Raw genomic sequence first — 12,808 nt, 5'->3', positions numbered from 1 at the left:
CGGCGCCGCACGCCAGGTGTCCGCTGGCGGGTGGGGCTGGTGGCCGCGAGCGGCGCCGAATGCCCCCGTGCAGCCGCACTCCGTTGGGCCCGACGGTGACAGGGCGCGCGGGCCCGGCATGCGCGGTGCGCGAACTGCGAGCGCTTGCGCCACCCGGCAGGCGCTGTCGGCGGAGTGGCGGCAACGGCAAGCCGGCAGCGATCGACAGGTGGATCAACCGGGGCAATCTCATTGCCCGGCGGTTTCGCGCAGCGGTCCTGGCGCAATCTCCCGCCGTCATGCTTTCAATGCGCTGCCAGCGGCCGCGTGCGTCTGGGCAACGACGGGGTGGCTGTCGCCGGTTGTCCTTCAGCAACAACGGCTTGGCTGGCGTGCATCGGGCTGGGTCGGGCTGCCCGGTCCGGTGTTGGCCGTTGGCCGCGTCAGTTCCGGACGCCGGCGCGATGCGGCGGCCTGCCCTGCAATGACAGACCGGTGGATCAGGCCTGCGGCTCGAGGATGAATCCGGCCACCACACGCCGCCCTTCACCGGCAAGCACATTGAACGTGCGTGCGGCCGAAGCATTGGTCATGACTTCAATGCCGATGCCGCGGGTGAGGCAGGTGGCCATGATCGCTGCCGGGGGGAACACCTGGCGTGCGCCGGTGCCGAGCAGGACCAGTTCCGGGTTGAGTGCAAGCAGCGGCTGCAGGTGCGCGGTGGTCAGTTCGGCAAGCGCGGCCACCGGCCAGTCCTCGGACAGGCTGTCCGGGGTGAGAATGAAGCTGTGGGTGAGTACCCGCTCGTTCACCCGCGCCACGCTGCCGTCCGCCGAGCGGAGCGCGTACTGGTAGTCGGGCAGTTCGTGGTTCAGTTGCATCGGGTTGCTCAGCCGCGCGGCAGGACGATCTGCCGGTGTTCCTTGCTTGGGCGATACAGCACGGCGACGTGGCCGATGCGCTGTACCAGGGCGCTGCCGGAGCGCTGTACCAGCTCGCCGATCATGGCGTCACGGGCCTCGCGGTCGTCAGCGGCGATTTTCACCTTGACCAGCTCGTGGTGTTCCAGCACCTCGTCCAGCTCCGTGAGGAAGGCCGGCGTAACGCCCTTGCCGCCGATCTGCAACAGGGCTTTCAGGTCATGGGCAACGCCGCGCAGGAATCGGGTCTGGGCCGAGGTAAGGGCGATAGACATGCAGGAATACAAGGTAATCAAGGGGGTTCAGGGTATCATGGCCACCCGATCCGACCCTATTTCCAATGGCTTCCCGCAGCAAAAGCAGCCAACGCTGGTTGAAAGAACACTTCGCAGATCCCTTCGTCAAGAAGGCGCAGGCCGAAGGCATGCGTTCGCGCGCGGCCTACAAGCTGGAGGAGCTGCTCGAACGTGACCGGTTGCTGAAGCCCGGCATGCTGGTGGTGGACCTGGGAGCCGCCCCCGGCGGGTGGTCGCAGCAGGTGCGCAAATCCCTGGGCGATCGCGGCCGGGTGCTGGCGCTGGACATTCTGGAGATGCCACCGTTGGCCGGCGTGGAGTTCCTTCACGGCGACTTCAGGGAGCAGGACGTCCTATCGCGGTTCGAATCCATGCTGGGTGGGCATCCGGTAGACCTTGTGCTGTCGGATATGGCCCCCAATAAGAGTGGCATGGACGCGGTGGACCAGCCGCGGATGATGCACTTGGCCGAGCTGGCAATGGATTTTGCCGACACCCATCTCAAGCCCGGTGGAGCTTTCCTCATCAAACTGTTCCAGGGTGTCGGGTTTGACGATTACATCCGCCAGATGCGGCGCCGTTACGACAAGGTCGTCATCCGCAAGCCGGAAGCCTCGCGCAAGCGTTCGCCGGAAGTGTATGCCCTCGGTCAGGGCAAGCGTACGCAGATCAAGTAAGCTCACCACGAATCAGAATTATCTAGGAATAAAGGGGCACCGGAGTCAATGAGGATGAACGACTTGACCAAAAATCTGTTGTTGTGGGTGGTCGTCGCCGTCGTGCTGATGGTGGTGTTCCAGAGTTTTTCGCCGCGCACCGGCGCGGTGGCGCCCGGCGATGCCAGCAACTACACCCAGTTCCTGCAGGAAGTGGATTCGGGGCGGATCAAGTCGGTGGAAATCACCGACAACAGCACCCTGACCGCCACGGCGATCCGCTTCAAGCGCAGTGATGGCAGCGAAGGCTCGCTGTTTGCCCCGCGCGATGAAAAGCTGATCGATCAGCTGGTCAGCAAGAACGTGCCGCTGACACGTCAGGAGCCGGCCACGGGCCCGAGCTTCTGGTCGATCCTGCTGCAGTTCCTGCCGGTCGTGCTGCTGATCGGTTTCTGGATCTTCATGATGCGGCAGATGCAGGGCGGTGGCGGCGGTGCCAAGGGCGCCATGTCGTTTGGCAAGTCGCGCGCCAAGCTGCAGGGCGAAGACCAGATCAAGGTCACCTTCGCCGACGTGGCCGGTTGCGATGAGGCCAAGGAAGAAGTGGGCGAGCTGGTCGAATTCCTGCGTGATCCATCCAAGTTCACCAAGCTGGGCGGCAAGATTCCGCGTGGCGTGCTGATGGTGGGCCCGCCGGGTACCGGTAAAACCTTGCTGGCGCGTGCGATTGCCGGTGAAGCCAAGGTGCCGTTCTTCTCGATCTCCGGTTCGGACTTCGTGGAAATGTTCGTCGGCGTCGGTGCCAGCCGCGTGCGCGACATGTTCGAGCAGGCCAAGAAGCAGGCGCCGTGCATCATCTTCATCGACGAAATCGATGCCGTGGGTCGCCATCGCGGTGCCGGCCTGGGCGGCGGTCATGACGAGCGCGAGCAGACCCTGAACCAGTTGCTGGTGGAAATGGACGGCTTCGAGGGAGGCGAGGGCGTGATCGTCATCGCCGCCACCAACCGTCCTGACGTGCTCGATCCGGCGCTGCTGCGCCCGGGCCGTTTCGACCGCCAGGTCGTGGTGGGCCTGCCGGACGTGCGCGGCCGCGAGCAGATCCTCAAGGTGCACATGCGCAAGCTGCCGCTGGCCGACGATGTCGAGCCGATGGTGATCGCGCGCGGCACCCCGGGTTTCTCCGGTGCGGACCTGGCCAACCTTTGCAATGAGGCGGCACTGTTCGCGGCACGCAAGAACGAGAAGGAAGTCCGCATGGACGACTTCGACCGGGCCCGCGACAAGATCCTGATGGGCGCCGAGCGCCGTTCGATGGCGATGAGCGAAGAGGAAAAGACGCTTACCGCCTATCACGAGGCCGGCCACGCCATCGTCGGCCGCCTGGTGCCCGAGCATGACCCGGTCTACAAGGTCACCATCATTCCGCGCGGCCGTGCGCTGGGTGTGACCATGTATCTGCCCGAGGGCGACAAGTACTCGATCAACCGGGTGGCGATCGAATCGCAGCTGTGCTCGCTGTATGGCGGCCGTGTGGCCGAAGAGCTGATCTTCGGTGCCGACAAGGTCACCACCGGTGCCTCCAACGATATCGAGCGGGCCACCAAGATGGCGCGCAACATGGTCACCAAGTGGGGCCTGTCCGAGCAGCTCGGTCCGATCGCCTATGGCGAGGAGGATGACGAGGTGTTTCTCGGCCGCTCGGTCACCCAGCACAAGAGCGTTTCCGACGATACCGCGCGCAAGATCGATGAGGTGGTGCGCGCGATTCTCGACAAGGCGTACGCCAAGACGACCGAGCTGCTGACCGCGAACCTGGACAAGCTGCACGCGATGACGCAGTTGCTGCTGCAGTACGAAACCATCGATGCGCCGCAGATCGACGCGATCATGGAAGGCCGCGACCCACCGCCGCCGATGGGCTGGACCAAGTCCAAGGAAGACGGTGACAAGAACGACAAGAACGATCCGCGGCCGTTGCCGCCGATTGTCGGACCTGCCGAACAGGTGTGATGCGCAACAGGCCGGGGAAACCCGGCCTGTTTGTCTGTGGAGGCGCGGCGTTGCGGTATCCGGCGGTTGGCCATCCGCGCTGCCGCTGCGCGACAATAGCGGTCTGTCGCTACGACCGTGATTTTTCAGGAGTCCGTCATGTCCACCCCGCCTCCCCAGCCGGTTTCCCTGCTCCGGGAAATGGTCATCGCCACCGTCGTCGGGGTCGCGACAGGCATGTACACCGGCAACATCGTCGTCGGTAGTGCGGTCGGCATCGGGCTCGGTACCGTGCTGAGCATCGTCAAGACACTGCGCAGCGGTCGCGGAGGGCGCTCGTGATGTTCGACCTGTCGCCGGTACTGGACTGCGGTGGGCGCCTGTTGCGGCTGGACCGGCCGCGGGTGATGGGCATCGTCAATGTCACCCCGGATTCGTTTTCCGATGGCGGCGAGCACCCTACTGTGGAGGCGGCGCTCGCCCATGGCCTGAAGCTGGTCGCCGAGGGCGCCGACATCCTCGACATCGGTGGCCAATCGACGCGGCCGGGCAGCGCGCCGGTGCCGCTGGAAGAAGAGCTGCGCCGGGTGGTGCCGGTCATCGAGCGTCTGGCGGCGCAGACGGCCGTGCCCATCAGCATCGACACCTTCAGGCCGGAAGTGATGCGTGCGGCCGTGGCTGCCGGTGCCGGGCTTGTCAATGATGTCTATGCCCTGCGTCAGCCGGGGGCCTTGGCCGCGGCCGCCGCGCTTGGCGTGCCGGTGGTGCTGATGCACATGCTGGGCGAGCCCGGCACGATGCAGCAGGACCCGCAGTACGATGACGTCGTCGCCGAGGTCCAGCGGTTTCTGGCCGAACGTATTTTTGCCGCCGAAATGGCCGGAATCGAAAAGAAGCGGATCGTCATCGATCCCGGTTACGGCTTTGGCAAGAGCACCGCACACAATATGACGCTGCTGGCGGGTTCGTCGCGGCTGCTGGATCTGGGAGTGCCGATGCTGGCCGGGTTGTCGCGCAAGCGCAGCATCGGTGAATTGACCGGGCGTGAAGTGCCGGGCGAGCGCGTGGCCGGCTCGGTCGCCGCGCACCTGATTGCCGCCCAGCGTGGGGCGATGATCCTGCGCGTGCACGATGTGGCCGCCACCGTGGATGCGCTCAGGATCTGGGAAGCGGTTGCCGCGGTGCCCGAGCCCCGGCGCCGCGATGCGCCGGCCTCCCTGCGTTGGCCGGACGAGGACTGATGTCCGCCGACCGCCGGCCGCTGGCCATCGCGTTGATGGGGCCGACGGCGTCCGGGAAAACCGCCACCGCCCTCGCTCTGGCCGAACGCCTGGGCGGTGAGATTGTCAGCGTCGACTCGGCGCTGGTATATCGCGGGCTGGATATCGGCGCGGCCAAGCCCGATGCGGCCGAACAGGCGCGCGTCCGCCACCATCTGCTCGACCTGCGCGACCCGTGGCAGACCTATTCGGCCGCCGAATTCGCCAGCGATGCGGCGGCGGCGGTGACCGATATCGTCGCGCGCGGGCGGGTGCCGATTCTGGCCGGAGGTACCGGGCTGTACTTCCGTGCGCTGCTGGAAGGGCTTTCGCCCATGCCGCAGGCCGATCCGGCCATACGCGCCACACTTGCCGCCGAAGCCGCGCGTGCAGGCTGGCCGGCGCTGCATGCGCAGCTGCACCAGGTGGATCCCGCAGCGGCACGCCGCATCCACGCCACCGACCCGCAACGCATCCAGCGCGCACTGGAAGTGTTCCGGCTGACCGGCAGGCCGATCAGTGAATGGCAGGCGATGGCGGGCCGGCAGCGCTTGCCGGTACGCATACTCAAACTGGTGCTGGCGCCCGCCGACCGGGCCGTACTCCACCGCCGCATCGAGATGCGTTTCGACATGATGCTGGCGCACGGATTTCTGGAGGAGGTGCGGCGGTTGCGCGCGCTGCCACAGATGGGCGCGGTGGCCGAGCCGCTGGATCTGCCGGCGATCCGCGCCGTCGGTTATCGCCAGGCCTGGCAGCATCTGTCCGGGCAGCTGGAGATTGGCGAATTCCGTGAGCGCGGCATCTTCGCCACCCGGCAACTGGCCAAGCGCCAGCTGACCTGGCTGCGTGGCGAGCTGGATGCGCGCTGGTTCGATCCAGCCACCGACATGCAACGACTGAATGCGGCGGTTTCGGCCTTCATGGGCCGTTGAGGCGATGCCGCGCAGGCGCGCGCCGTGTAACATCGCGCTATTCGGGAGGCTGGGGAGGCCGTGGTTCCCGGATCCATAAGAACAATAACGAGGAGTAACAGATGTCCAAGGGGCAATCTCTGCAGGACCCGTTCCTGAACGCACTGCGCCGCGAGCGCGTGCCGGTATCGGTGTACCTGGTCAACGGCATCAAACTGCAGGGCACGATCGAATCGTTCGACCAGTTCGTGGTGCTGCTGCGCAATACCGTCAGTCAGATGGTCTACAAGCACGCGATTTCCACCGTCGTGCCCGCGCGCAACGTGCGGGTCGGTCCGGGTGGGGGTTACGTGCAGTCGAACGAGGATGCTCAGGTTGCTGAAGACGACAACGGGTAAGACAGGAGCGGCGCGTGTTTGACCGTTCGAAAAAGGGCGAACACGCGCTGTTGATCCAGCCGCACCGCGGGCGGGTGGAAGAGGATGTGCTTGAGGAATTCACCGATCTGGCGCGCTCGGCGGGCGCCACCATCGCCGCCACCATCAACGCGCGCATGGACCGGCCCAATCCTTCGACCCTGATCGGCAGTGGCAAGCTGGACGAGGTCAAGGCCGCCGCGGAGGCGACCGGGGCCGACCTGATCCTGGTCAACCATGCGTTGTCGCCGGTGCAGGAGCGCAACCTGGAGCGCTTCCTCGAGCGCCGCGTGATCGATCGTACCGGGCTGATCCTGGATATCTTTGCCCAGCGTGCACACAGCCACGAAGGCAAGCTGCAGGTGGAATTGGCCCAGTTGCGCCATCTCGCCACCCGGCTGGTGCGCGGTTGGACCCATCTTGAGCGCCAGCGCGGTGGTTCGATCGGTCTGCGTGGCCCGGGTGAAACCCAGCTGGAAACCGACCGCCGGTTGCTGCAGATACGGGTGGAACAGCTGCAGAAGCGGCTGGAGAAGGTCGAGGTGCAACGCACCCAGATGCGGCGCGCGCGGGTGCGCAGCGAGCTGCCCCGGATCGCGCTGGTGGGCTATACCAATGCCGGAAAATCGACCCTGTTCAACGCGTTGACCGGCGCGCAGGCCTACGCCGCCGATCAGCTGTTTGCCACCCTCGACCCGACCGTGCGTCGCATCGCGCTGCCCGGCGGCAACGTGGTGCTGGCCGATACCGTGGGGTTTGTGCGCGATTTGCCGCACGAACTGGTCGCCGCGTTCCGTTCCACGCTGTCCGAGGCGCGCGAAGCCGACATGTTGCTGCATCTGGTCGACGCCGCCGATCCGCTGCGCGAGGAGCGCATCGCCCAGGTGGATGAAGTGCTGCAGGCGGTGGGTGCCGGTGAGCTGCCGCAGCTGCTGGTGTTCAACAAGATCGACCGCATCGAGGGCGCGGAAGTCCGTCACGATGCGCAGGATGGCGTGCCGGACCATTCACGGCGCGAGCGGGTGTGGATCTCCGCACGCGATGGACGCGGGCTGGAGTTGCTGCAATCGGTGCTGGGCAAGCGTCTGGGCCTGCAGCATGTGACCGGGACGTTGCGACTGCCTCCGGAAGCCGGTCGCTTGCGCTCGCGCCTGCATCAGCTGGAAGTGATCCGCAGTGAGCAGGCCGATGACGAGGGGTGGCTGCTGGAGGTGGATATTCCCATTGCCGAAGCCGAGCGGCTGGCCGCCAGCGCGGATGGCGCAGCGATCCGCCCGTTGTTGCCCGCGCGTGAACCGGATTGGTGGCTGCCGGCCCGCTGAGTCGGGCGCCTTTGCAGCGTTTTCACTGCGCCAGGCCGCCCACGGGTGGCCTGGCGCGTTTCAGCGGGGCAGCGGCAGCGGGCGAGTTGACGGCAACGTTGGCCAGGGACGTGGCGGACGCCGCGGGCAGCACGCGCCGTTTTGCGCTAAAACAGTGTGATTCCGCAAAAGAAGCCACCATGCCTGTGATGTCAGATATCGAACTGCACCAGCTTGCCGAACGCCTGGGCGAGCGCCTGCGTGCCGGCCGCGATCGTGTTGCGACGGCTGAAAGCTGCACTGGCGGCTGGATCGCCAAGGCGATGACCGGCGTGGCGGGATCTTCGGACTGGTTCGACAGCGGCATGGTCGCCTACAGCTATGAGGCCAAGCAGGCGTTGCTGGGTGTACGCCCGCAGACCCTGGAAACCCAGGGGGCGGTCAGCCGTGAAACCGTGCTGGAGATGGTGTCCGGCGCACTGGTCAACTCCGGCGCGAGCGTGGCCGTGGCGGTGACCGGGATCGCCGGGCCGGGCGGCGGCAGCGCCGACAAGCCGGTGGGCACGGTCTGGATCGGCTGGAAGCGGCGCGGCGGTTACACCCACGCCGAAGTGTTCCACTTCGATGGGGATCGCGATGCGGTCCGGCGGCAGACGGTGACCTGTGCGCTGCAGGGGCTGGAGGCGCTGCTGTGAGCTGCGCCCGGTGGTGGCCGCGCCATGGCGGCAAGGGCGCCGGCTGATGTGGGACACGCTGGCCACCGTCCGTGACCTGGGGCGTCTGCAGGAAATCGCTGCGGTCCTGATCCGCTACGGCTTTGGCGACATCGTCCGGCGCATGGGCATGGCCGAGGTGCTGGAGCGGGCAGGGCGACTGCTGCACTGGAGTGATCCGGAGCAGATGTTGCGCATGTCAGCGCCGGTACGGGTGCGGCGGGCGATGGAGGAGCTCGGTCCCACCTTCGTCAAACTCGGGCAGGTGCTGGCGACCCGCGTGGATCTGTTTTCGCCCGAGTGGATTGCCGAATTCAGTGAGCTGCAGAATGCGGTGCCGGCGCTGCCTTACGCACAGGTGCGCGAGCAGCTCGAACGGGATCTGGGTGAGCCGCCCGAGCAGGCGTTTGCGCGGCTTGACGAGCAGGCGCTGGCGGCCGCATCGCTGGCCCAGGCCCACCGCGCGTGGTTGCATGACGGTACCGCGGTGGTGCTGAAGATCCGCCGCCCCGGCATCCGTGAGGTGATCGAGGCCGACCTGCGCCTGCTGGCGCGACTGGCCGACATCATTGAAGCGCGCATCTCCGACCTGCGCCGCTACCATCCGGCCGACGTGGTGCAGCAATTCACCCAGTCGTTGCGCGGCGAGCTCGACTTCGCCGCCGAGTGCCGCCACGCCGAACGGATCGCCAGCAATTTCAAGGGGCACGGGGAGATGCTGGTGCCTCGCGTCTACTGGCAGTGGACCTGCGAAAGCCTGAACGTGCAGGACTTCGTCGACGGCATTGGCGGGCGCGATCTGGCCGGCGTGGACGCCGCCGGGCTGGACCGGGTTGCGCTGGCCCGCACCGGCGCCGGCATCATCCTGAAAATGGTGCTGGAAGACGGCTGCTTCCACGCCGATCCGCATCAGGGCAACATTTTCTACATGCGCGATGGCCGCATCGCGGTGATCGATTTCGGCATGATCGGGCGCCTGTCTGAGCAACGCCGTTTCCAGGTCGCGCAGTTGCTGTATGGGCTGGTCAGCCAGGACCCCGAATCGGTGACGGACGTGCTGCTCGAGTGGGCCGGTGGCGTCGAGGTCGACGAATCGCGGCTGCAGCAGGATATCGGCAGTTTTGTCGACCAGTACCGCGGAGTGCCACTGAAAGACCTGCGTATCGGGATGATGCTCGGCGACGTCACCAGCCTGCTGCGCCAATACCGTTTGACCCTGCCGGCCGACCTGGCGCTGATGATCAAGACTTTTCTCACCCTGGAAGGACTGGGGCGCCAGCTGGATCCGGATTTCGACATGGCCAGCGTCGCCCGCCCCTACCTGCAGCGGGCGATGCGCCAGCGCTATGCGCCTGCGGCGGTGCTGCGCCGCGGCCGCCGCAGTCTGTTCAGCGCGATGGATCTGGTCGGGGAGCTGCCGCGCGACCTGCGCCGGCTGATCCTGGCCGCCCGCCGCGGACGCATCCAGCTCAATGTCGAGACCACGGCGCTGAAAGGCTTCGGCGACCAGGTCAATCGATCGGCGAACCGGCTGACCGTGGGTATCGTCACCGCCGCGCTCATCATCGGCTCCTCGATCGTCATGAACAGCGTGGGCGGCAGCGCCAGTCGCTGGTTGCTGGGCATCGGCGTGGCCGGATTCATCGGCGCGGCGCTGTGCGGGATGTGGATCATCATCTCGATCTGGCGCAGCGGACGGCATTAGTCGCGGGCAGTTGCGGCCCCCGTACCGGCCGGTTACCTGCGGCGCAACCCTGCTGGCGGTTGCGCTCTCCCATGGGGCTGGACGTGCACGGCTGTGGGCCCATTGCGATTTGCACGCACGGATCATTGACGGGGTCGGCAGTTAGTAGCAATACTACTAAACATGAACCTGACCGACACCCAGCAGGCCATCCTGGCGATGATCACCGAACGGATCGAATCCGACGGGGTGCCGCCTTCGCAGACCGAAATTGCCCGGGCCTTCGGTTTCAAGGGGGTACGCGCCGCGCAATACCACCTTGAAGCGCTGGAACAGGCCGGCGCAATCCGCCGCATACCGGGCCAGGCCCGCGGCATCCGGCTTGTGCTCGCGCCATCTGCTCCCGTCTCCCACGTGCCGGCTCCGTCCCCGGCCGTGCCGGATGACGTGTTGCGCTTGCCGATTCTGGGGCGGGTCGCGGCCGGTTTGCCGATTGGCGCCGATATCGGTTCGGAGGATTTCGTGGTGCTGGACCGGGTGTTTTTCTCGCCGGCACCTGACTACCTGCTCAAGGTGCAGGGCGATTCGATGATCGACGAGGGTATCTTTGACGGCGATCTGATCGGTGTGCACCGTACCCGCGATGCGCGGTCCGGACAGATCGTCGTGGCACGCATCGACGACGAGGTCACCGTGAAGCTGCTCAAGATTGGCAAGGACCGCATCCGGCTGCTGCCACGCAATCCCGATTACGCTCCCATTGAAGTGTCGCCAGACCAGGACTTCGCCATTGAAGGGCTGTATTGCGGCCTGTTGCGGCCAAACCGCTGACGCGCGGCTTAGTCCCAGCGCCGGCCCCGTGTTTTTCCTACCCCCGGCGCGCGCTTTGGCCGCTGCCCGGATCCCTCCCCGATAAATAATCTGGCCGTACCGCTCCCAGTCTCAGCTCTTGCGATACGGCATCACTACAGTGAACCCATGACGAAATCAGCGACGAGGACCAACCCGATGGACGAGAACAAGAAGCGCGCGCTTACCGCTGCCCTGAGTCAGATCGAGAAGCAGTTCGGCAAGGGCTCGGTGATGCGCATGGGCGACCGGATCATCGAGGCCGTGGAGGTTATCCCGACCGGTTCGCTGATGCTGGATATCGCATTGGGAATTGGCGGCCTGCCCAAGGGGCGCGTGGTGGAGATCTACGGCCCCGAATCCTCGGGCAAGACCACGCTGACCCTGCAGGCAATCGCCGAATGCCAGAAAAAGGGCGGCACCGCGGCCTTTATCGATGCCGAGCATGCGCTGGACCCGATCTATGCCGCCAAGCTGGGTGTCAACGTCGACGATCTGCTGCTGTCCCAGCCCGACACCGGCGAGCAGGCGCTGGAGATCGCCGACATGCTGGTGCGCTCCGGTTCCGTCGACATCGTGGTGGTCGACTCGGTGGCCGCCTTGACGCCGCGCGCGGAAATCGAAGGGGAGATGGGCGACCAGCTGCCGGGTCTGCAGGCCCGTCTGATGAGCCAGGCGCTGCGCAAGCTGACCGGCAACATCAAGCGTTCCAACACGCTGGTGGTGTTCATCAACCAGCTGCGCCACAAGATCGGCGTGATGATGCCGGGGCAGAGTCCGGAAGTGACCACCGGCGGCAACGCCTTGAAGTTCTACGCCTCGGTGCGTCTGGATATCCGCCGTATCGGTGCGATCAAGAAGGGTGACGAGATCATCGGCAACCAGACCAAGATCAAGGTGGTCAAGAACAAGCTGGCGCCACCGTTCAAGCAGGTTGTCACCGAGATCCTCTATGGCGAAGGCATCAGTCGCGAAGGTGAGCTGATCGACATGGGGGTGGAAGCCAAGCTGGTCGACAAGGCAGGTGCCTGGTACAGCTACGGCGAAGAGCGTATCGGACAGGGCAAGGACAACGCCCGCGGCTATCTGCGTGACAACCCGCAAGTGGCGGCACGGCTGGAGGCCGAGCTGCGTGAGCGTTTCCAGCCGGAAGAGGTCTCACCTGGCGAAGAAGAAGCTGACATCGCGGCAGAGTGAGTTTTCCCGCGGGAGCGGGCGGCGCCGTCAGTGACGCCTGCGCGCTCCCGCGTTTTGTGCAAACCAGGAGGGCCTGCGCCAGGGACGGCGCGATCTTCGCTGGAGATGAATCCATATGATCGATCACGAGGTTCCAGCGGGTCGCCGCAAGCGGCGGGGGCAGGAGCAGACGCCCGTGCAGCGGGCCTTGGCACTGCTGGTGCGGCGCGAGCATTCGCGCAAGGAGTTGAGCCGCAAGTTGCAGGTGCGGGGCATCGAACCCGAAGCGATCGAAGCGGCAGTGTCGCAGCTGGCCGACGCGGGCTGGCAGGATGACGCGCGCTTCGCGGAAATGCTGGTGCGCAGCCGCGCCAGTGGAGGTTACGGGCCGTTGCATATCAGGGCCGAGTTGGGGACCCATGGTCTGGATGGCGACCAGGTCGAGGCCGCAATGGCCTCGTTTGATGGCGACTGGGTGGAGAAGGCAAGGGATCTGGTACGGCGTCGTTTTGGCGAGGCGGGGCCGGTTGACCTCGCGCAGCGGCGCAAGGCCGCCGACCTGCTGGCCCGGCGCGGGTTCGACGGTGGCTGCATACGCCATGCCACGCGTTACGATCCACAGGACTGAGCGGTCCGGGCCTGCTACCCTTTGG

At 66.0% G+C, this 12,808-nt stretch carries 14 protein-coding genes; 12 read left to right on the top strand and 2 right to left on the bottom strand.

The window, feature by feature from the left end:
- Positions 1-479 precede the first annotated feature (479 nt).
- Positions 480-860, bottom strand: a complete 381-nt coding sequence (locus QZH66_RS00940; protein WP_305804063.1) for an Mth938-like domain-containing protein — start codon at positions 858-860, stop codon at positions 480-482.
- A gap of 8 nt (positions 861-868) precedes the next feature.
- Positions 869-1,174, bottom strand: a complete 306-nt coding sequence (gene yhbY, locus QZH66_RS00935) for a ribosome assembly RNA-binding protein YhbY (RefSeq protein WP_305804062.1) — start codon at positions 1,172-1,174, stop codon at positions 869-871.
- Between the two features lie 65 nt (positions 1,175-1,239).
- Here yhbY and rlmE point away from each other — a divergent pair, with 65 nt between their 5' ends.
- The 12 genes from rlmE to recX all read left to right on the top strand — a co-directional run bounded on the left by rlmE (position 1,240) and on the right by recX (position 12,783).
- Entirely contained in the window at positions 1,240-1,872 is a 633-nt protein-coding gene (gene rlmE / locus QZH66_RS00930) for a 23S rRNA (uridine(2552)-2'-O)-methyltransferase RlmE (protein ID WP_305804061.1), read from the top strand.
- Positions 1,873-1,926: 54 nt separating this feature from the next.
- Positions 1,927-3,864, top strand: a complete 1,938-nt coding sequence (gene ftsH, locus QZH66_RS00925) for an ATP-dependent zinc metalloprotease FtsH (protein ID WP_305804060.1) — start codon at positions 1,927-1,929, stop codon at positions 3,862-3,864.
- A 138-nt stretch (positions 3,865-4,002) separates the two neighbouring features.
- Positions 4,003-4,185: a hypothetical protein gene (locus tag QZH66_RS00920; protein WP_305804059.1), complete on the top strand. Its 183-nt coding sequence runs from the start codon at positions 4,003-4,005 to the stop codon at positions 4,183-4,185.
- On the top strand, positions 4,185-5,084 hold the full coding sequence (folP, locus tag QZH66_RS00915) for a dihydropteroate synthase (protein WP_305804058.1): 900 nt from the start codon (positions 4,185-4,187) through the stop codon (positions 5,082-5,084). The genes QZH66_RS00920 and folP overlap by 1 nt, the downstream gene beginning before the upstream one ends.
- Positions 5,084-6,037 carry a tRNA (adenosine(37)-N6)-dimethylallyltransferase MiaA gene (gene miaA, locus QZH66_RS00910; RefSeq protein WP_305804057.1) on the top strand — a complete coding sequence of 318 codons (954 nt, stop codon included), beginning with the start codon at positions 5,084-5,086 and terminating at the stop codon, positions 6,035-6,037. Before folP ends, miaA begins: the two co-directional genes overlap by 1 nt.
- A gap of 101 nt (positions 6,038-6,138) precedes the next feature.
- Positions 6,139-6,414 (top strand): RNA chaperone Hfq, encoded by a 276-nt coding sequence (gene hfq, locus QZH66_RS00905; protein WP_305804056.1) that lies wholly within the window; start codon positions 6,139-6,141, stop codon positions 6,412-6,414.
- Between the two features lie 14 nt (positions 6,415-6,428).
- Entirely contained in the window at positions 6,429-7,754 is a 1,326-nt protein-coding gene (gene hflX / locus QZH66_RS00900) for a ribosome rescue GTPase HflX (RefSeq protein WP_305804055.1), read from the top strand.
- Between the two features lie 179 nt (positions 7,755-7,933).
- Positions 7,934-8,428, top strand: coding sequence for a CinA family protein (locus QZH66_RS00895; protein ID WP_305804054.1), 495 nt, complete (start codon positions 7,934-7,936; stop codon positions 8,426-8,428).
- Between the two features lie 46 nt (positions 8,429-8,474).
- The gene (gene ubiB, locus QZH66_RS00890; protein WP_305804053.1) at positions 8,475-10,151 is read left to right on the top strand and encodes a 2-polyprenylphenol 6-hydroxylase; all 1,677 of its coding nucleotides are present in this window, start codon (positions 8,475-8,477) and stop codon (positions 10,149-10,151) included.
- Between the two features lie 162 nt (positions 10,152-10,313).
- Positions 10,314-10,961 carry a transcriptional repressor LexA gene (gene lexA, locus QZH66_RS00885; protein WP_305804052.1) on the top strand — a complete coding sequence of 216 codons (648 nt, stop codon included), beginning with the start codon at positions 10,314-10,316 and terminating at the stop codon, positions 10,959-10,961.
- 177 nt (positions 10,962-11,138) lie between these two features.
- Positions 11,139-12,176: a recombinase RecA gene (gene recA, locus QZH66_RS00880; protein ID WP_305804051.1), complete on the top strand. Its 1,038-nt coding sequence runs from the start codon at positions 11,139-11,141 to the stop codon at positions 12,174-12,176.
- Positions 12,177-12,291: 115 nt separating this feature from the next.
- On the top strand, positions 12,292-12,783 hold the full coding sequence (recX, locus tag QZH66_RS00875; RefSeq protein WP_305804050.1) for a recombination regulator RecX: 492 nt from the start codon (positions 12,292-12,294) through the stop codon (positions 12,781-12,783).
- The last annotated feature ends 25 nt before the right edge of the window (positions 12,784-12,808 follow it).

The sequence above is a fragment of the Stenotrophomonas sp. YIM B06876 genome (assembly GCF_030711595.1).
In the GTDB taxonomy this organism is placed as follows: Bacteria; Pseudomonadota; Gammaproteobacteria; order Xanthomonadales; family Xanthomonadaceae; genus Stenotrophomonas.
Note: the sequence above shows the minus strand (reverse complement) of the source record. Positions and strands in the feature narration are given on the sequence as shown.